Below are 18,208 nucleotides of genomic sequence, written 5' to 3' on the forward strand. Positions count from 1 at the left end.
TCTCCCATTAATCGGTAACGAATTGGTTTTGGTAGTCGCGCAGCCGGTTTGCGATCTCGTCGGCATCCAGTCCCAGATCGGCCGGCTGGTAGTCGACCGCGCCGTAGCGCCCGCGGGGGTGCTCGATGCAGAACTGCGTCATCGCGTCTGTCGCCTGAGCGTCGAGGGGCTGGCCCGCGAGCTCGTAGATGGCGGCGACGGTCCCATCCTCATCGGCCATGAAGTCCTCGAACCTCACGTCGACGGACTGCGCCGCCGGCAGCACATCGCGGTCGCGCAGGCAGCCGGTGAGCAGATCGTCGGCCCGGTCTAGCCAATACTTCGAGATCTTGACCGGGTCGGGTTGGTCGCAGGCCATCCGTGCCGCGTAGCTGATCATGGTCGCCATCGATCGCGTCACCTCGACCGGATCCCGATGAGTGACAACGAAGGTGGCGTCGGGGAAGGTGGCATACAGCGCGGGGAACTGCTCCAGATGTTGTGGCGACTTGAGCACCCAGCGGGTGCCACCGCGCAGCCATTGCAGCGCCTGCAGGGTGCGTTTCATGTACGCGTACGACGCGGTCTGATCGTGTGTCTTGTAGTGCTGCGCGAATGTCGGGAGGTAGTAACTACATTCGAAGAGCATTCCGGAGATGTCGTTGCCCAGCAGCTGGATCTCTTCGTGCGCGTGGTCGACGGTCATGTCGTGCATGCGCTTGAACTCGGGCATCGAGGTGTTGATCAGATCCAGGCCGACGGCGCAGCGGTCACGCCTGGCCTGCGGATCGGGTTCGCCCGGCGTGGCGACCGGCTCCATGCTCTCCCAGTACGGCAGGTAGCGCAGTGCCGGGTCGGCCGCGATCAGGTTGTGCAGGTGGGTAGTCCCGGTGCGTGGCAGTCCGCAGATGATGATCGGGCGTTCGATCTCGACGCTGTCGATCTCGGGGTTCTTCGCGATCAGATCTTCCAGTCGGAGCCGGTTGACCAGGTGGCCTACCAGTTGTTCGAACGCCATCGCCCGGCCCACGCCGGACAGGTCGGCCTCGGTGACCAGCGACGCGCACAGTACGTCCAGGCGCTCACGAAAGGCGTTGTCGCCCCAGTTGTCCAAGCCTGTTCGTTCGGTTGCGGCCTGCAGCAATGCGTCCGGTGTCAGCTGCAAGACGGAGCCGTAGCCGGCCAGGCCTTCCCGCATCGGGCGCGCGGCCCCGGGAAAGACCGGGTTGGCAAGGTCTTCGAGCCGGATGGCGCCCGGCCGAGTGGCAGCGCTCATGAGACCAGCTCTGCGACGTCGACGACTCGGCAGTTCAGCGGGTCGGGGGTGGCCTCGGGTAGGAACCAACGTAGCCAGATCAGGCCTTTCGACCGGCCCGCGGTGGACACCCAGTTCGGATGCCCGGGATCAGTTTCGCTGATCACGATCTGCCAAAACCCGTCGGGTGCGTAGCTGACGTGCGCACCGTTGATGGTGACCCGCTCGCGGGTGTAGTCGTAGGTGTGTAAGAACGGATTCCACAGGCACAGATTCCAGAACACGCACTCCGGTGAGGTTCCTTCGATGACCAGCGCCTGGCCGGGTTGCAGTTCGTAGGCGCCCATCGAATAGGCGGCGTCGCCGGCGGCCCAGCCCACGGTGCGACTGGGAACCGGATAGGGCTCCTGCAGCACGTTGGCCGGCAGCCGCACGGGCGCCATGGCGGCCTGCTCACGAATCCAGGTGCGCGCCGCGCGCATCCGCCGGCTCAGGTCGGCGCGGGTGTCGGGGCGCCGGCCAGTGTCATCAAGCGCTTCGATCTTCCACTGCACGCGCACATCGGTGCCGGGGTCGGTGAGATAGTCGCGGGTCAGGATGAACACGGCGTCGGGCTCCAGTTTGAGCCAGTTACCCTGCTGCTCTTGGGCACTGATGATGAATTCGAAGTTGCCGTCGGCGTCAGGGGCTAAGTCGCGGTCGTTGATGGTGTCGATGATGCGGTCGCTGTAGCGGCCGTCGTCGGGGCCGCCGTAGACGGTCATAGACAGGTAGACCGCGTCGCCGCGGTTGCCGGTGACCCGGTAGCTGCGGCTCGGGTCGATCGGCGCCAGCTGGTAGAAGGCGTCCGAATTGTCGCCGCCCCATTTGAGATAGGGGCCGATCACGTCGACCAGGATCGGCTTGTCCGCATCGCCCCAGATGTAGGCCTCGGAGGCGACCCGCAGCAGGCTCAACGCCCATCGGTAGCCGTCGAGAACGTCGGCCTCCTCCAGCGGCGGATCAGCGGTCAGCAGGCGCTGCTCGACGGCACGGACCTCGTCGAGCAACTCGCCGAATGCGACGGACAACTCGTCACTCATCCCGGTTCTCCTTCTTTCTCATTCCTTGCAGCAGTAACGTGCACAGCCTGTCGGCGGCGGCCTCGACGGTGTCGGTGGCCAAAACTTGGGCGATGTAGAAGCTGGTGCCCACCATTGCGTCATAAGCGATCTCGACATCGATGTCGGCATCGAGCACGCCTTGGTCGATGCCGGCGCGGACCAGCACACCGAACGCGGTGCGGGTCGTCTCGTCGAGCAGCTGTTGGGTGCGGATGAACAACTCCGGGTCGCGGTGGCGATCGGCCAAGATGCCCAGTGCCGCGGCAGCCACGTCCGGCGCGCGCCAGAACTCGAACACGCCGGCCACGAATTGGCGCAGGTCAGCTTCGAAGTCGCCCGAGCTGGTCAACACGTCACCGACCTCGGCGGCACCGAAGACCGCATCGAACACCAGGTGCGTCTTCGACGGCCAACGTCGGTAGACGGTGGGGCGACTGACGTCCGCCTCGCGGGCGATCGCCTCGATGGACACCTGGTCGTAGCCGTCCCGGGCCAGCAGTCGGCGGGCGGCTTCGGTGATGGCCTGCTCGGTGCGCGGATCGCGGGGGCGTCCGCGACCGGCCGGGGCCTGGTCCGGGCTTGCCGTCACTGTGGCATCTGCGGTCGGCGACTCACGGTCTAAATAATTACATTACGTAACGTAATTAGTCAACGATTCTGTGGGCCGCCCCGACTCTGCAGGTCAGAAGGCGTAGCGGTGGTACTGCGACATGTTCGCCACCGCCGGAATCAGCGACATCGCCCTGCCCAACGCCTGGTAGCGGCGGGGAAGCTTGCCATAGGTATCCGACTCGAACCAGCGCACCCATTCCAACCGTCGGGTGCCCGGCACCGCGGCAAGGATGTCGTCGGGGCGGTTGATCCCCCACCGCAGCGTCGCCCCAGAGCGGCGCACCACCGCGTTGGACCACTGGGTCTTGATGCCCAGCCAGTTGAAGGCGTCGAACTGCAACTCCCCGCCCGGAGCGTGCTCGACCACCCGGCGCAGCAACGCGACACCGTCCGCTTCGGTGAGATACATGGTCAGACCTTCGCCGAGCATCAATGTCGGACGGCCGGTGGGGATTTCGGCGAACCACGCCGGGTCGGTGACCGACGCCGCCACCACGTGGTTGTGGCTTCGCTTGGGAAGCAGTTGCCGGCGCAGGTCGGCGACGTCCGGGTAATCGATGTCATACCAGTCGACTCCGTCGCCGGGTTGGATCCGGAGGTATCGGGCGTCGAGCCCACAGCCCACGTGCAACACCACCGCGTCGGGGTTGGCCGCCAGGAACTGACGGGCCCAGGTGTCGAAGTGCGCCGAGCGGGTGGTCACCGACGGCGATTGAGCCGCGGTGATGGTGGTCTTGCTCCAGTCGTAGTCGATGCGTGCGACCACTTCCTTGGCGTAGCGATCCCCCAGGATGGGTTCGGGCAGATCAGCATCCAGCGCCTTGGCATACAGCGTCGCGAGCATAGTCTGCGGAGACCCGCTCAGATCCACCCGCGCCTTGTCATCGGTCATGCCAATCCACGCTAGCCCCGCCGGCGCAAACCGCTCGGAGCTGAACGCCGGTCGGCGTGGTGTTCAGCCCTGCGGCGTTATCCACTGACGTTCAACCGCTTTGACCAGCGCGGTCAGGGTGGCGTTCACCGGCACTTGCTCGCCCACCTGCGCGGCCGTGCGCACCACGGCGCCGTTGATGACGTCGATCTCGCTGACTCGACGGGCCAGATGATCCAGCAGCGCAGACGGTTTGGCGTTCGGCATCTGCGCACCGAAGGCCCGGACATGCGCGACCGGGTCCGCCACATCGATACCGATTCCCGCCGCGCGGGCCACCGTCCAGGCCTCGGTTGCGGTGGCGCGGCTGACCGGTCCCATGTCTGCGTCGTCCAGGACCTGCCCCACCGTCATGCCGGTCAACGCGCACGGCGCGCTATAGGCGGCGTTGCAGATCAGCTTCTCCCACTGCATGGCGACGATGTCGGCGACCGCGGCTGCGTCGAAGCCCGCCTCGGACCACACCCGAGCGATCTGATCGACAGTCGAAAACGGCAGCGCCGCATAGGCTCCGAACCAGACCGCACGCATCGCGTTGTGGTGCACATGCCCCGGGGCGGGGCGCGAGGCCCCGAATCCACTGGCGATGCCCACCGCCACCCGGGCTCCGCCGACGATGTCGGCGACGGTGTCGGCCGACCCGAGTCCGTTCTGGATGGTCAACACCGGCGTGTTCTCGCCGAGCAGCGACAGCGCCTGGTTGGCCCCCGTCGCGACGTCGGCGGCCTTGACCGCCAGCACCACCAGATCCATCGGCTCGGCCGGCGCGGTGGTGGCCGCGCGCATCGGAACCACCTGGTCAGGCTGCGGTCCGCTGATCCGCAGGCCGTCGGCGGCGACGGCGTCCACGTGCGCGCGCGACCGGTCTATGGCCAGAACGTCGTTGCCGGCCGCCGCCAGCTTGGCGGCATAGATCGAACCCATAGCGCCGCATCCGATGACCGCGATCTTCATTAGCTCATCCCACCAGGTCGGCAATCACGGCGGCCAGGTCGGGCTTGTCCTCCAGCCCGAAGCCCGGCGCATCGGTCGGCGCGATAGTGCCCTCGGCCAGCACACAACCCGGCGCGTAACCCCCGAACGGCGCGAACACCCCGGGATAGGACTCGCAGCCGCCCAAGCCCAGGGCGACCACGATATGCAGATTGATCAGGTGCCCGCCGTGCGGAAAGGCGAAGCGACGATCAAACCCGTGCGCCTCGAGGACCTCGATCATCCGGGCGTATTCGGTTAGCCCGTAGCTGAGTGCGGCGTCCATCTGGAAGATGTCCACGCCCGGCCGCATCCCGGCGTACCGAAGCAGGTTGGTCGCGTCCGGCACCGAGAACAGGTTCTCTCCGGTCGCGATGGCGCCGTCGTAGGCAGCAATGACCGCGGCATTCAAGGCGAAGTCGAGTGGGTCACCGGGTTCTTCGTACCAGCGCAGGTTATAGGGGCGTAGCGCGTGTGCCCACTGGACCGCGGCGGCCTCGTCGAACCGGCCGTTGGCGTCGACGGCGACCCGGGCTCCGCTGCCGACGATGTCGATCACGGCCTCGATGCGCGCCAGGTCCTCGCTCGTCGACGCGCCGCCGATCTTCATCTTGACCGCGTCGTAGCCCATGTCGAGATAGCCGCGGATCTCGCTGCGCAGCCGATCCAGGCCGGCGTTCGCGTCGTCGCCCGGGTAGTAGTAGCCGCCCGCTGCGTACACCGGGACGGCGGTGCTCACGATGTTCCGGCCGAAATGCTCGGCGATGGTGCGGTAGGCGGGCTCGCCGGCGAGTTTGGCGTTGAGATCCCAGCAGGCCAACTCCAGTGCGGCCGCGGCACCGGCCCGGTCGCCGTGCCCGCCGGGCTTCTCGTCGGCCAGCGCAGCGCCCAGCACCCGCGCGGGATCGATCCGGCCGGCGTCGTCAAGCAGCGACTCGGGGTTCGCGCGCAGCACTCGCGGGATCATCCGGTCGGCCAGGATGCCGCTCTGGGCGAATCGGCCGATCGAATTGAACGCGATCCCGGTCACCGGCTTCCCGTCGCGGATCTGGTCGCTGACCACCGCGACCAGTGACACCGTGTGCCGGGAGAAATCCACCAAGGCGTTGGCGACCTCGCCGCGCAATCGCACCGGTGTCTCGATGATCTGGGTGATGCGCATGCGCTGTCAGTCCTCCTGGTGCGTCAATCCGCTCGCCGCAGGATGGCTTCGGCGTGCCGCAGCACCGGGGAGTCGACCATCTGTCCTTCGAACGCGAACACCCCGCGCTCGGTCTGCGCCGCGGCGAGCACCCTGCGCGCCCAGTCGACCCGTTCCGGGGCGGGCCGATAGGCGTCGCGGACCACCGCGATCTGGCTCGGGTGGATGCACACCGTAGCAGCGAATCCGACCGCGGCGCCATCGCGCGCTTCGGCTTTGAGACCGTCGAGGTCGCCGATGTTGAGGTAGACGGCGTCGAGTGCGGCCCGGCCGAACGTCGATGCCGCCAACAGGACGCTGGAGCGCACGTGGCGAGCCACATCGCGATACCGGCCGTCGGCGTGCCGGCTGGAACCGCCGCCCATCGCCGCGACCAGATCCTCGGCGCCCCACATCATCGCGACGCATTGCTGCGCGGCGGCGATCTCGGCGCAGAACACCGCGCCGCGCGGAGTCTCGATCAGGGCCACCACCTGCCGGGGCGCCAACGCGGCGACCTGGGCGGCGGATTCGGTCTTGGCCAGCATCACCGTCGTGTAGGCGGTGTCGGCCAGGGCCTCCAAGTCGCGGGCCTGGTCCTCGGTCCCGGCCGGGTTCACCCGCACCACGGTCCGCTCCGGGTCAAGGGGCGTGCTCCGCAGCGCTTCGCGGGCGGCGGGCCGATCCGCCGCGGCCACACCGTCTTCCAGGTCCAGGATCACCACGTCGGCGACCGCGGCCGCTTTGCCGTAGCGCTCCGGCCGATCCGCCGGGCAGAACAGCCAGGCCGGACCGGTGCTCATCGCTGGTCCTCGGCGGGCCGCTTGCGGACCAGCGTGGAGCGTACTGCGCGGGCGACGATGTCGCCGTTCTGGTTACGCCCGATGTGCTCCAACGTCACGATGCCCTCGCCAGGACGGCTCTTGGACTCCCGCTTGTCAGTACAGACCGTCTCGGCGTACAGAGTGTCGCCGTGAAACACCGGCTTGGGGAATGACACCTCGGAGAAGCCCAGGTTGGCCACGATGGTGCCCAGCGTCAGCTGTGCCACCGACAGGCCGACGAGCGTGGAGAGGGTGAACATCGAATTCACCAGGCGCTCACCGCGGAAACCCGGTTGCTGGGCCGCCCACGCCGCATCTAGGTGCAGCGATTGGGTGTTCATGGTCAGCGTGGTGAACAGCACGTTGTCGGCCTCAGTGATGGTGCGCCCGGGCCGGTGCAGGTAGGTGGTGCCGATCTCGTATTCCTCGAACCACAGTCCGCGCTGCTCGACGGTCTTGCTCACGCTGTATCCCTTCTTTGACCCTCGCCGAGTGTGCATCCTGCGACGCGACACGCCGGTGCCGCGTCGCCGGATTCACACTCACCGTCCGCCATCCTCACAACCCCAGCGATCGTGCGATGAGCATCAGCTGCACCTCCGTGGTGCCCTCGCCGATCTCGAGGATCTTGCTGTCCCGGTAATGCCGGGCCACCGGGTATTCGTTGATGAAGCCGTAGCCGCCGTGGATCTGGGTGGCGTCACGGGCGTTGTCCATCGCCGCTTCCGAGGAGATCATCTTGGCGATCGCCGCCTCCTTCTTGAACGGCTTGCCCGCCAACATCTTCGCGACGGCGTCGTAGTAGGCGGTGCGGGAGACGTGGGCACGGGCCTCCATCCGGGCGATCTTGAAGCTGATCGCCTGATAGGAGCCGATCGTCTGGCCGAACGCCTCACGCTCGCCGGCGTACTTCACGCTTTCGTCGACGCAGCCCTGCGCTACCCCGGTGGCGACCGCGGCGATCGCAATGCGGCCCTCGTCCAGGATGGACAGGAAGTTGGCGTAGCCCCGGCCCTCGTCACCGAGCAGGTTGGCTTGGGGAACGCGAGCGTCGGCGAAGGTGAGCGGGTGGGTGTCCGAGGCGTTCCAGCCGACCTTGTTGTAGGCCGGCTCCACGGTGAAACCCGCTGTGCCCGAAGGCACGATGATCGTAGAGATCTCCTTCTTGCCGTCCGGCTGGATTCCGGTGACGGCGGTGACGGTCACCAGCGAGGTGATGTCGGTGCCGGAGTTGGTGATGAACTGCTTGGTGCCGTTGATGACCCACTCGTCACCGTCCAGGCGGGCGGTGGTCCGGGTGCCGCCGGCATCCGAACCGGCGCCCGGCTCGGTCAGGCCGAAGCCGGCCAGGGCGCGACCGGTCACCAGATCCGGCAGCCAGGTCTGCTTCTGTTCCTCGGAGCCGAACCGGTAGATCGGCATCGCCCCCAGGCCGACCCCGGCCTCCAGGGTCATCGCCACCGACTGATCGACCTTGCCGAGTTCCTCCAGGGCGAGCGCCAAGGCGAAGTAGTCGCCGCCCATGCCGCCGTACTCCTCGGGGAACGGCAGGCCGAACAAGCCCATCTGGCCCATCTTGGCGATGACTTCGTAGGGGAAGCTGTGCTCTTCGTCGTGCTTGGCCGCCACCGGGGCGACGACGGTGCGGGCGAACTCGGCGACGGTGTCGCGCAGGTCCTGGTAGTGGCTCGGCAGGGTTCCTGCCTCGATGGTGGTCATGGTTTCGCTTCCTCGGTCTCTTGCTGCGGGATCAGCCGCGCCAGCACCTGATCCACCTTCACTTGATCGCCCACCGCTACCAACACCTGCACCCGGCCGGAAATTGGGGCAGTCAGGGTGTGTTCCATCTTCATCGCCTCCACCACGACCACCGGATCACCTTCGCCGACAGTGGATTCCGATGCGGCACTGACAGCGATCACGGTGCCCGGCATCGGGCTGGCGATCTCCGCGCTGCGGGCTGCGCCGCCGCGGTGCACGCGCACCACTTCAGCCTCCCGCAACTGCCAGCTTCCGCGTTCGTCGGCGATCCACAGTTGACCATCGTCCTCGGCGAACAGGTAGCGACGTTGCCGCCCGGCCACGGTCGCGATCAGTTGGTCGCCTTCGACATGGGCGCTGGCGCTGTGGATCTCGCCGTCGCCGATCTGCACCTGCGCGGCCTCGGGCAGCCCCCACACCGACACCGTCTCGGTGCGCAGCGGGGTGTGCATCTCGGTGCGCACCGGCGCCGCCGCGCCGATTCGCCATCCGCTCGGCATCCCCCACAGCGATTTCGGCGCGGTTTCTCCGGCTGAGCGGTGATTACCGCGCCGAAATCGCCCGGCGAGCTGCCACTGGCGGTAGAGGCCACCGGCGGCCAGCACGTCGTCGGGGGCGGGTACCGGCATGAATTCACCCGACCGGGCGTCCAGCAGTTCGGTGTCGAGGTCACCGGCGATCACCCGCTCATCGGCCAGCAGGAACCGCAGGAACTCGACGTTGGTCTGTACCCCGAACACCGCCGTGCCGGCCAGCGCCGCATCCAGGCGCGCCAGTGCCTGCGCCCGGTCGACCCCATGCGCGATCACCTTGGACAGCATCGGATCGTAGTCGCTGCCGACGACGGTGCCGTCCTGCAACGACGAATCCACCCGCACCCCCGAACCGGTGGGTTCGTGCACCGCCAGCACTCGCCCGCCGGTGGGCAGGAAGCCACGGGCCGGGTCTTCGGCATACACCCGGGCTTCCACGGCGTGCCCGGTGAACGTGACGTCGTCCTGGGCGAAGGACAGTTTCTCCCCGGCCGCCACCCGCAGTTGCCACTCGACCAGGTCCAGACCGGTAATCGCCTCGGTGACCGGGTGTTCCACCTGTAGCCGGGTGTTCATCTCCATGAAAAAGAACTCATCCGGGCGATCCGCGGAGACGATGAATTCCACGGTGCCGGCGCCGACGTACTCCACGCTGCGGGCGGTGTTGCACGCTGCGGTGCCGATCCGGTCCCGGGTGGCGGCGTCCAGCAGCGGCGACGGCGCCTCCTCGATCACCTTTTGGTGGCGCCGCTGCAGGCTGCATTCGCGTTCGCCCAGGTGCACCACATTGCCCTGGGTGTCGGCGAGCACCTGCACCTCGATGTGGCGCGGCCGCAGCACGAATCGCTCCAAGAACAAGGTGTCGTCACCGAACGCCGAGGCCGCCTCACGCCGTGCGGTGGCCAGGGCCGAGCGCAGCTGGGCGGGGTCGTCCACCAGGTGCATGCCTTTGCCGCCGCCGCCGGCCGAGGGCTTGATCAGCACCGGATAGCCGATCTCGCCTGCGGCGGCCACCAGCTCGTCATCGGACAGACCGGGTTTGGCGATGCCCGGAACCACCGGCACCTCAAAGGCGGTGACGGTGTTCTTCGCCGAGATCTTGTCGCCCATCACCTCGATGGCCCGGGCCGGCGGCCCGATGAAAACCACGCCGGCCCGCTGGCAGGCGGCCGCGAATCCGGCGTTCTCGGAGAGGAATCCGTATCCGGGGTGAATGGCCTGGGCGCCGGTGGCCGCGGCGGCCTCAAGCACCTTGGGTATCGACAGGTAGCTCTCCAGCACCGGAGCCGGCCCCAGGCGCACCGCGGTGTCGGCTTCGCGCACGTGGCGCGCCCCGGCGTCGGCGTCGCTGAAGACGGCCACCGATCGGATGCCCATCCGGCGCAGGGTGCGAATCACCCGCACCGCGATCTCGCCGCGATTGGCTATCAGTACGGTTTCAAACATATGCGCTCACATCCGGAATACGCCGTAGGAGACCGGGTCCAAAGGCGCGTTCGAGCAGACCGAAAGCGCAAGGCCCAGCACTGTTCTGGTGTCGGCCGGGTCGATGATCCCGTCGTCCCACAACCGCGCGGTCGAGTAGTACGGGTTGCCCTGCGCCTCGTATTGCTCGCGGATCGGGGCCTTGAAGGCTTCCTCGTCGGCTGCCGACCACGGCTTGCCCGCGGCGTCGAGCTGCTCGCCCCGCACGGTGGCCAGCACCGACGCCGCCTGCTCGCCGCCCATCACCGAGATCCGGGCATTGGGCCACATCCACAGGAAGCGCCCCGCCCACACATGGAGTAGTTGCCCGCCCCGTAGGACCCGCCGATCACGACGGTCAGCTTGGGCACTCGCGCACAGGCCACCGCGGTGACCATTTTGGCGCCGTGCTTGGCGATGCCACCGGCCTCATAGTCGCGGCCGACCATGAACCCGGCGATGTTCTGCAGGAAAACCAGTGGGATCGAGCGCTTGTCGCACAGCTCGATGAAGTGTGCCCCTTTGACGGCGGATTCACCGAACAGCACCCCGTTGTTGGCGATGATGCCGACCGGGTGGCCGTGGATGCGCGCGAACGCGGTCACCAGGGTCTTGCCGTACTCGGCTTTGAACTCGCTGAACTCGCTGCCGTCGACCAGCCGGACGATCACCTGCCGCACGTCGTAGGGCACCCGGGGATCCGGCGGAACCACGTCGTAGAGCTCGGCCGGATCATGCCGAGGTTCAACAGAGTAGCTGATCTCCCATGGGCTTTCGGAGCGAGGCCCGAAGGTGGCCGCGATCTGGCGCACGATGCGCAGCGCGTGCTCGTCGTCGTCGGCCAGGTAGTCGGTGACCCCGGAGACCTTGGAGTGCAACTCTCCGCCGCCGAGTTCTTCGGCGGTCACCACTTCGCCGGTGGCGGCCTTCACCAGCGGCGGTCCGCCCAGGAAGATGGTGCCCTGCTCCCGGACGATGACGGCCTCATCGCTCATCGCCGGAACGTAGGCTCCGCCCGCGGTGCACGATCCGAGCACCGCCGCGATCTGCGGAATGCCAGCAGCGCTCATGGTGGCCTGGTTGTAGAAGATGCGGCCGAAATGCTCACGGTCGGGGAAGACTTCGTCCTGGCGGGGCAGGAACGCTCCCCCGGAGTCCACCAGATACAGGCAGGGCAGCCGGTTGCCCAGTGCCACCTCTTGGGCACGCAATAGTAGGTGCCGCCCTTGACCGTGGCGTCATTGGCGACGATCACGCATTCCCGCCCCGCGACCCGCCCGATTCCGGTGATGATCCCGGCGCCGGGGCACTGGTCGTCGTACATCCCGTCGGCGGCCAGCGGCGCCAATCCCAGAAATGGGCTCCCGGGATCCAGCAGCCGGTCAACGCGGTCGCGGCGCAACAGTTTTCCGCGCGCCACGTGGCGCTGCCGGGACTGCTCGCTGCCGCCGAGGGCGGCCGCCGCGAGCTTGGTGTTGAGTTCGGCGACCAGGCGCCGGTGTTCGTCAGCGAATGCCGGTGCTGTCATGACAGTGTCGACAGGTTCAGCGGAGCATCGGTTTTCGCGACGACCTCGTCGACGGTGACGCCCGGGGCGGTCTCGATCAGCTGCAGACCGTTCTCGGTGACGTCGATGACGGCCAGGTCGGTAATGATCCGGTTGACGCAGCGGGCGCCGGTGAGCGGCAGTGTGCACTGCTCGACGATCTTGGCGCTGCCGTCTTTGGCGGCGTGCTCCATCATCACGATCACCCGGCGCGCTCCGTGCACCAGGTCCATCGCCCCGCCCATGCCTTTGATCATCTTGCCGGGGATCATCCAGTTGGCCAGATCGCCGGCGGCCGAAACCTGCATGGCGCCAAGGACCGCCACGTCGAGGTGACCGCCGCGGATGACTCCGAACGAGGCCGACGACGAGAAGAACGACGCGCCGGGCAGGGTGGTGACGGTTTCTTTGCCGGCGTTGATCAGGTCGGCGTCGAGGTCTTCGCGCAGCGGGTAGGGTCCGACCCCGAGGATTCCGTTCTCCGAGTGCAGCACCACGCTGACGCCGTCGGGGATGTGGTTGGGAATCAAGGTGGGCAGTCCGATGCCGAGGTTGACGTACTGCCCGTCGCGCAGTTCGGCGGCCACCCGGGCGGCCAGTTCATCTCTGCTGAGGGTCATGCGCGCACCGTCTCCCGCTCGATTCGCTTGATCGGATTGGGTACGTGCACTACCCGGTGCACGAAGACTCCCTGGGTGTGCACCTCGGCGGGGCAGATCTCGCCGGGCTCGACCAGGTGCTCGACTTCGGCGATGGTGATCCGGCCTGCCGCAGCGCAGTCCGGGTTGAAGTTGGCGGCAGCCTCGCGGTAGACGAGGTTGCCGTGCCGGTCGCCCTTCCAGGCGTGCACCAGTGCGAAGTCGGTGCGGATCGCCCGCTCCAGGACATAGGTTCGGCCGTCGAACTCTCGGGTCTCCTTCGGCGGCGAGGCCACCGCGACCCCGCCGGCCCCGTCGTAACGCCACGGCAGGCCGCCGTCGGCAACCTGGGTGCCCACGCCGGTGGGCGTGTAGAACGCCGGGATGCCGGCGCCGCCGGCGCGCAGCCGCTCGGCGAGGGTCCCCTGCGGGGTCAGCTCCACCTCGAGTTCGCCGGACAGGAATTGGCGGGCGAATTCCTTGTTCTCGCCCACGTAGGAGCTGATAGTGCGGCGGATGCGCTTGTGCTCCAAAAGCACTCCGAGCCCCACGCCGTCGACTCCGCAGTTGTTCGACACCGTCTCCAGATCGGTGACCCCGAGCTGCAGCAGGGCCTCGATCAACGCCTCCGGGATACCGCAGAGCCCAAACCCGCCTACCGCCAGTGACGCGCCGTCGGTCACGTCGGCCACGGCCTTTGCCGCCGTCGCCACGACCTTGTCTATCGCCACTCGCGCCTCCTCATTTCAGTTAATGTTCATTAACTGATGCTTGAGACTACCATTCTGAAGCAGCCCTGTCAGCCGCTGCCCAAATGCTGGATTGCCTGCTGGCGCATCTGGTCCTTACGGACCTTTCCGGTGACCGTCATCGGAAACTCGGTCACCACCTGCAGGTACCGCGGCACCTTGAAGTGCGCCAGCCGGCCGGTGCAGAACTCCCGCAGCCGCTCGAGGGTCAGTGGCGGCGCCCCGTCGCGCATGATCACCACCGCCATCAGCTCCTCGCCGTAGGTGTCGTCGGGCACACCGATGACCTGGGCGTCGCGGATGTCGGGATGGGCGTAGAGGAATTCCTCGATCTCGCGGGGGTAGATGTTCTCCCCGCCGCGGATCACCATGTCCTTGATCCGCCCGGTGATGCGCACATAGCCATCGGCGTCCATCACGGCCAGATCGCCGGTGTGCATCCAGCCGCCCGCGTCGATGGCCGCCGCGGTCTTGTCGGGGTCGTTCCAGTAACCGATCATCACCGAATAGCCGCGGGTGCACAGCTCGCCGACCTGCCCGCGCGGCACCGTCGCACCGGTATCCGGGTCGGTCAGCTTGATCTCCAGGTGCGGGCCAACCTGCCCGACAGTCTCGACTCGCTGCACCAGCGAGTCCTCACCGCGGGTCTGGGTCGACACCGGGGAGGTCTCGGTCATGCCGTAGCAGATCGCGACCCCGGCCATGTGCATGTCGTCGATGACCCGTCGCATCACCTCAGCCGGGCACGGCGATCCGGCCATGATCCCGGTGCGCAGGCTGGTCAGGTCGTACTCCCCGAAGTCAGCCAGGCCGAGCTCGGCGATGAACATGGTCGGCACCCCATACAGGCTGGTGCAGGCCTCGTCCTGCACTGCCCGCAGCGTGGCCGCCGGATCGAAGCCGGGACCCGGCAAGACGATGGCCGCGCCGTGACTGGCCGCCGCCAGGCTCCCCATCACCAGTCCGAAGCAGTGATAGAGCGGCACGGGAAGGCAGATCCGATCCGCTTCGGTATAGCCGAGCAGCTCGCCGACCAGGTAGCCGTTATTGAGGATGTTGCGATGACTCAGCGTCGCACCCTTGGGGTAACCCGTTGTGCCCGAAGTGTATTGAATATTGATTGGATCGCTCGGATGCAGTGTCGCGGCCACCTTCGCCAGCGCCTTCGCATCGATCGGCGTATCGGCCAGCTCCTGCCACCGGGAACTGCCGATGACCACCACCTCGCGCAGATCCGGGCATTCGGGGGCTACGTCCCGCAGCATGCCGACGTAGTCGGAGGTCTTGAACCGCGAGGCCGCGATAACCATCGTGACCCCGGACTGCGTGAGCGCATAGGCCAATTCGTGGGCGCGGTAGGCAGGGTTGACGTTGACCAGAACCGCGCCGATCTCGGCGGTGGCGTACTGGGTCAACACCCATTCGGCACAGTTGGGCGCCCAGATGCCCACCCGATCCCCCGCGCCGACGCCAGCCTGCAGCAGGCCGGTTGCCAATTGGCGCACATCGGCTACGAGCTCGGCGTAGCTCCAACGCCGACCCGACGGAACGTCAACCAACGCATCGCGATCGGGGAACACGCTCGCGATCGCCGCAAGATTGGCGCCGATCGTCGTCTCCAACAGCGCGGGCTGGGTCCCGCCGCGGGCGTAGGACAGATCGTCCTGCGCCGCGGGTACCGCAGTTGCCATCGGCCCCTCCACCGGTGCCGCCCGAAGCCGGATGTGTTCCGAGGCGACGGATGTTACGTTAGTGGCCATTAACTGAGATGTCCACGACGAGCGGAGGTGTGATGGCTTCTTCCATTCCGAAGTCCATCTCGGCCGATTCGACGGGGGACGACGAGCCGGCCAACCGGCGCAGCCGGCTCAAGTCCGACCGGCGCAGCCAGTTGCTCGCGGCCGCCGAACGCCTCTTCGCCCAGGGCGGCTACCTGGCGGTGCGGTTGGAGGACATCGGGGCGGCCGCCGGCGTCAGCGGCCCGGCCATCTACCGACACTTCCCCAACAAAGAGGCCCTGCTGGTCGAGCTGCTCGTCGGCATCAGCACCCGGCTGCTCGCTGGAGCGCGTGCCGTCGAAGCGGGTGGACGCAGCCCCCAGGAGGTGCTGGACGGCCTCGTCGACTTTCATCTTGATTTCGCCCTCGGTGAGCCGGATCTGATCCGAATCCAGGACCGCGATTTGGCGCATCTGCCAGCCGCCGCGCAGCGCCAGGTACGCAGCGCCCAGCGGCAATACGTCGAAGTGTGGGTGAGCGTGCTGCGCGCCCTGCACAACGGGCTAGCCGAAGCCGATGCCCGGCTGATGGCCCACGCCGCGTTCGGTTTGCTCAACTCGACCCCGCACAGCATGAAGCCCATCGGCGCCAAGACGGCCGGCCCGGAGCGCTCGCGAGCGGTGTTGCGGGCGATGACGATCAGCGCGCTGGGCGCGGCCGGAATCTAGGCCGGCGCGCCGACGTCCCGGCCCCAGCCGCCCGGCACAGGTACCCTGCAAGCCATGAGGTGGGCATGACCGATCCGTACCGACCGGAGGGTTCCAATCAGCCGTGGCAGCGCGGTGGAACATCCGAACCGCCGACCTACGGCCAACCGCCCTACGTCGACCCGGCCTACGCCGGGCAGCTCCCGACGTACCCGCCCGGCTATCCCCCGCAGGCTCCGCACCCGACCGAGCAATTGCCGCGGCAGCACTGGGAACCGTCCCAGCCCCCGCCGGGCGGGCCGCCGCCAGGCAGGCCCGGAAACGACGGCCGAGGCGGACCGCCAGAGCCTCCGCGGTTTCCGAACTGGCTGTTCCTGGTGGCCGGCGCCGCCGTGCTGCTGGTGGTCGGCATGGTCATCGCCCTGGTGATCGCCAATGGCTCACAACGCAATTCGGCCACCGTCACGCCCGTGACCCCGTTGCCGACAGCCCCCAGCACCCCGATTCCCAAGCGCGTCCCGACCACCACCCCGTCACCGTCCCGGACACCGGCGCCCAGCACCACGACGACCACCCCGCCTCCGACGACCTCGACCACCGCCGGAGTGCCCGAGACGATCGTCTACAGCGTCAGCGGGACCGGCAGGGCGCTGAGCATCGCCTACATCGATACCGGCGGCGTGCTGCAGACCGAGTTCAATGTGGCCCTGCCGTGGAGCAAACAGGTGACACTGACGCCACCGGCCTCGACGGCCGCGGCGGTCACGGTGGTCAATTTCGGCGAGCAGATCACCTGCTCGGTCTCGGTGGACGGTGCCCAGGTCCGGCAGCGCACCGGCTCGATCCTTACGGTGTGCGCGGCGGCGGGCTGACGCGGCGATCGCTAGCGCGGCGAAAGTCGGGCGAAGCGGGTCGGCGCCATCGGCACCCGTACCGGCAGCAGCGCCAGTAGACCCAGCAGCAGGACGGTGCACAGCCCGCCCATGCCCGCCCGGTCGGTGCGAAAGACGTCGACGAAGACCGAGAACAGCCACGGCGCCAGGAACGACACCGCTCGACCGGTCATCGTGTAGAGGCCGAATGCCACCCCTTCCATACCGTCGTCGGCCATCCGCAACAGCAAGGTGCGCGCCGCGGATTGGGTCGGCCCGATGAACAGGCACAGCACCAGCCCGCAGGCCCAGAATGCTCCTGGACCGGACAGCGTCATCAACGTGGTCCCGGCGGCGATCATCACGATCAGTGATCCGACGATGACGGTCTTGGACCCGATCCGGTCGTCGAGCAGGCCACCGGCGATGGCCCCGACCGCCGCGACCACGCTGGCGGCCACCCCGAAGATCAGCACGTCGCCGGCCGAGATGCCGTAGACGCTGACGCCGAGCACCGCGCCGAACGCGAACACCCCGGCCAGCCCGTCACGGAAGATCGCGCTGGCCACCAGGTAGAAGACCAGGTTGCGGTCGCGGTGCCATTCGGCGGTGATGTCGTGCCACAGCTGGCGGTAGCCGCCGAAGAAGCCCAACCGCAGGGCAGGCGCCTCGCTCTCGCCGGCAAAGCGGTGCGCGGTCAGCAGCAGCGGCAACGCGAACACCGTCAGCCAGGCCGCAGCCAGCAGCATCGCCACCCGGACGTTGTATCCACCCTCGGTGGGCAGGCCCAGCAGGCCGCGGGTGGGCCCGCTGCCGGCGATGCAGCCCACGTAGACGAGCAGCAGCAGCACCACGCTGCCGGCGTAGCCGGCCGCCCAGCCGAAGCCGGAGATCCGGCCGGAGTTCTGCGGCGTCGACAGCTGCCGCAGCATGGCGTTGTAGGGCACGCTGGCCAGGTCGCCGCACGCGGCGGTCAGCGCCAACAGCAGCAGTCCCGGGGCCAGGTAGGCGGGTTCGTCACGGATCAGGCTCATCGAGGCCGTCAACATCGCCGCGGTACCGGTCAGCACCGCCAGTGTCACGCGACGCCGGTGTGGGGCGGCCACCCAGACCCCGATCACCGGGGCGACCGCGGCCACGGTCAGCCCGGAGATGGCCAGGGTGCGGCCCAGCCAGCTGGCTGGGGAGACCTCTCCGGGCAGCTCACGGCCGACACTGCTGGTCAGATACACCGAGTAGACGAACGTCACCACGATGGCGCTGACACCGGCCGCACCGGTGTCCCACAGGGCCCACGCCACGATCCGGGATCGCCCCAGCTTGTCCGCCCCCGGCTCACCCATGACTGGCACTCTACGATTGCC

The 18,208-nt window shown here is 67.8% G+C and carries 15 protein-coding genes and 2 pseudogenes; 2 read left to right on the forward strand and 15 right to left on the reverse strand.

Annotated features, from left to right (window positions below):
• Positions 1-7: 7 nt before the first annotated feature.
• The 14 genes and pseudogenes from BN4346_RS40050 to BN4346_RS40115 all read right to left on the reverse strand — a co-directional run bounded on the left by BN4346_RS40050 (position 8) and on the right by BN4346_RS40115 (position 15,238).
• Complete coding sequence (locus BN4346_RS40050; RefSeq protein ID WP_067974738.1) at positions 8-1,255, reverse strand: sulfotransferase family protein; 1,248 nt, start codon at positions 1,253-1,255, stop codon at positions 8-10.
• Complete coding sequence (locus BN4346_RS40055) at positions 1,252-2,316, reverse strand: DUF1214 domain-containing protein (RefSeq protein ID WP_067974741.1); 1,065 nt, start codon at positions 2,314-2,316, stop codon at positions 1,252-1,254. The genes BN4346_RS40050 and BN4346_RS40055 overlap by 4 nt, the downstream gene beginning before the upstream one ends.
• Complete coding sequence (locus tag BN4346_RS40060; protein WP_067974744.1) at positions 2,309-2,926, reverse strand: TetR/AcrR family transcriptional regulator; 618 nt, start codon at positions 2,924-2,926, stop codon at positions 2,309-2,311. The genes BN4346_RS40055 and BN4346_RS40060 overlap by 8 nt, the downstream gene beginning before the upstream one ends.
• 93 nt (positions 2,927-3,019) lie before the next feature.
• Positions 3,020-3,841 (reverse strand): class I SAM-dependent methyltransferase, encoded by an 822-nt coding sequence (locus tag BN4346_RS40065; protein ID WP_067974747.1) that lies wholly within the window; start codon positions 3,839-3,841, stop codon positions 3,020-3,022.
• A gap of 63 nt (positions 3,842-3,904) precedes the next feature.
• Complete coding sequence (locus BN4346_RS40070; protein WP_067974750.1) at positions 3,905-4,834, reverse strand: ketopantoate reductase family protein; 930 nt, start codon at positions 4,832-4,834, stop codon at positions 3,905-3,907.
• A 4-nt stretch (positions 4,835-4,838) separates the two neighbouring features.
• Positions 4,839-6,014, reverse strand: a complete 1,176-nt coding sequence (locus BN4346_RS40075) for an enolase C-terminal domain-like protein (protein ID WP_067974753.1) — start codon at positions 6,012-6,014, stop codon at positions 4,839-4,841.
• Between the two features lie 23 nt (positions 6,015-6,037).
• The gene (locus BN4346_RS40080) at positions 6,038-6,835 is read right to left on the reverse strand and encodes an HpcH/HpaI aldolase/citrate lyase family protein (protein ID WP_067974755.1); all 798 of its coding nucleotides are present in this window, start codon (positions 6,833-6,835) and stop codon (positions 6,038-6,040) included.
• Positions 6,832-7,412, reverse strand: a pseudogene (locus BN4346_RS40085) (MaoC family dehydratase). Before BN4346_RS40085 ends, BN4346_RS40080 begins: the two are co-directional and overlap by 4 nt.
• Positions 7,413-7,414: 2 nt before the next feature.
• Positions 7,415-8,575 carry an acyl-CoA dehydrogenase family protein gene (locus BN4346_RS40090; RefSeq protein WP_067974761.1) on the reverse strand — a complete coding sequence of 387 codons (1,161 nt, stop codon included), beginning with the start codon at positions 8,573-8,575 and terminating at the stop codon, positions 7,415-7,417.
• Positions 8,572-10,596 carry an acetyl/propionyl/methylcrotonyl-CoA carboxylase subunit alpha gene (locus BN4346_RS40095; RefSeq protein ID WP_067974763.1) on the reverse strand — a complete coding sequence of 675 codons (2,025 nt, stop codon included), beginning with the start codon at positions 10,594-10,596 and terminating at the stop codon, positions 8,572-8,574. The genes BN4346_RS40090 and BN4346_RS40095 overlap by 4 nt, the downstream gene beginning before the upstream one ends.
• Positions 10,597-10,602: 6 nt before the next feature.
• Positions 10,603-12,142, reverse strand: a pseudogene (locus BN4346_RS40100) (carboxyl transferase domain-containing protein).
• Positions 12,139-12,780 (reverse strand): 3-oxoacid CoA-transferase subunit B, encoded by a 642-nt coding sequence (locus BN4346_RS40105; protein ID WP_067974765.1) that lies wholly within the window; start codon positions 12,778-12,780, stop codon positions 12,139-12,141. The pseudogene BN4346_RS40100 and the gene BN4346_RS40105 overlap by 4 nt, the downstream one beginning before the upstream one ends.
• Positions 12,777-13,523, reverse strand: coding sequence for a CoA transferase subunit A (locus tag BN4346_RS40110; protein WP_067975068.1), 747 nt, complete (start codon positions 13,521-13,523; stop codon positions 12,777-12,779). The genes BN4346_RS40105 and BN4346_RS40110 overlap by 4 nt, the downstream gene beginning before the upstream one ends.
• 74 nt (positions 13,524-13,597) lie before the next feature.
• A complete protein-coding gene (locus BN4346_RS40115) occupies positions 13,598-15,238 on the reverse strand; it encodes an AMP-binding protein (RefSeq protein ID WP_067975071.1) in 1,641 nt (546 codons plus the stop codon).
• Between the two features lie 101 nt (positions 15,239-15,339).
• Here BN4346_RS40115 and BN4346_RS40120 point away from each other — a divergent pair, with 101 nt between their 5' ends.
• Both BN4346_RS40120 and BN4346_RS40125 read left to right on the forward strand, forming a co-directional pair.
• Positions 15,340-15,993, forward strand: a complete 654-nt coding sequence (locus tag BN4346_RS40120) for an SACE_7040 family transcriptional regulator (RefSeq protein ID WP_067974768.1) — start codon at positions 15,340-15,342, stop codon at positions 15,991-15,993.
• Positions 15,994-16,058: 65 nt separating this feature from the next.
• Positions 16,059-16,844: an MmpS family transport accessory protein gene (locus tag BN4346_RS40125; RefSeq protein ID WP_067974771.1), complete on the forward strand. Its 786-nt coding sequence runs from the start codon at positions 16,059-16,061 to the stop codon at positions 16,842-16,844.
• Between the two features lie 11 nt (positions 16,845-16,855).
• Here BN4346_RS40125 and BN4346_RS40130 read toward each other — a convergent pair whose 3' ends face one another.
• Positions 16,856-18,187 carry an MFS transporter gene (locus BN4346_RS40130; RefSeq protein ID WP_067974774.1) on the reverse strand — a complete coding sequence of 444 codons (1,332 nt, stop codon included), beginning with the start codon at positions 18,185-18,187 and terminating at the stop codon, positions 16,856-16,858.
• Positions 18,188-18,208 lie beyond the last annotated feature (21 nt).

It is taken from the genome of Mycolicibacter icosiumassiliensis (genome assembly GCF_900078685.2).
GTDB lineage: Bacteria > Actinomycetota > Actinomycetes > Mycobacteriales > Mycobacteriaceae > Mycobacterium > Mycobacterium icosiumassiliensis.

What these genes read in the sequence shown, in the direction of transcription:
- BN4346_RS40130 (WP_067974774.1), bottom strand. Translation starts at nt 18,187, where the DNA reads ATGGGTGAGCCGGGGGCGGACAAGCTGGGGCGATCCCGGATCGTGGCG.
- BN4346_RS40090 (WP_067974761.1), bottom strand. Translation starts at nt 8,575, where the DNA reads ATGACCACCATCGAGGCAGGAACCCTGCCGAGCCACTACCAGGACCTG.
- BN4346_RS40070 (WP_067974750.1), bottom strand. Translation starts at nt 4,834, where the DNA reads ATGAAGATCGCGGTCATCGGATGCGGCGCTATGGGTTCGATCTATGCC.
- BN4346_RS40075 (WP_067974753.1), bottom strand. Translation starts at nt 6,014, where the DNA reads ATGCGCATCACCCAGATCATCGAGACACCGGTGCGATTGCGCGGCGAG.
- BN4346_RS40050 (WP_067974738.1), bottom strand. Translation starts at nt 1,255, where the DNA reads ATGAGCGCTGCCACTCGGCCGGGCGCCATCCGGCTCGAAGACCTTGCC.
- BN4346_RS40055 (WP_067974741.1), bottom strand. Translation starts at nt 2,316, where the DNA reads ATGAGTGACGAGTTGTCCGTCGCATTCGGCGAGTTGCTCGACGAGGTC.
- BN4346_RS40115 (WP_067975071.1), bottom strand. Translation starts at nt 15,238, where the DNA reads ATGGCAACTGCGGTACCCGCGGCGCAGGACGATCTGTCCTACGCCCGC.
- BN4346_RS40125 (WP_067974771.1), top strand. Translation starts at nt 16,059, where the DNA reads ATGACCGATCCGTACCGACCGGAGGGTTCCAATCAGCCGTGGCAGCGC.
- BN4346_RS40080 (WP_067974755.1), bottom strand. Translation starts at nt 6,835, where the DNA reads ATGAGCACCGGTCCGGCCTGGCTGTTCTGCCCGGCGGATCGGCCGGAG.
- BN4346_RS40105 (WP_067974765.1), bottom strand. Translation starts at nt 12,780, where the DNA reads ATGACCCTCAGCAGAGATGAACTGGCCGCCCGGGTGGCCGCCGAACTG.
- BN4346_RS40065 (WP_067974747.1), bottom strand. Translation starts at nt 3,841, where the DNA reads ATGACCGATGACAAGGCGCGGGTGGATCTGAGCGGGTCTCCGCAGACT.
- BN4346_RS40095 (WP_067974763.1), bottom strand. Translation starts at nt 10,596, where the DNA reads ATGTTTGAAACCGTACTGATAGCCAATCGCGGCGAGATCGCGGTGCGG.
- BN4346_RS40120 (WP_067974768.1), top strand. Translation starts at nt 15,340, where the DNA reads ATGGCTTCTTCCATTCCGAAGTCCATCTCGGCCGATTCGACGGGGGAC.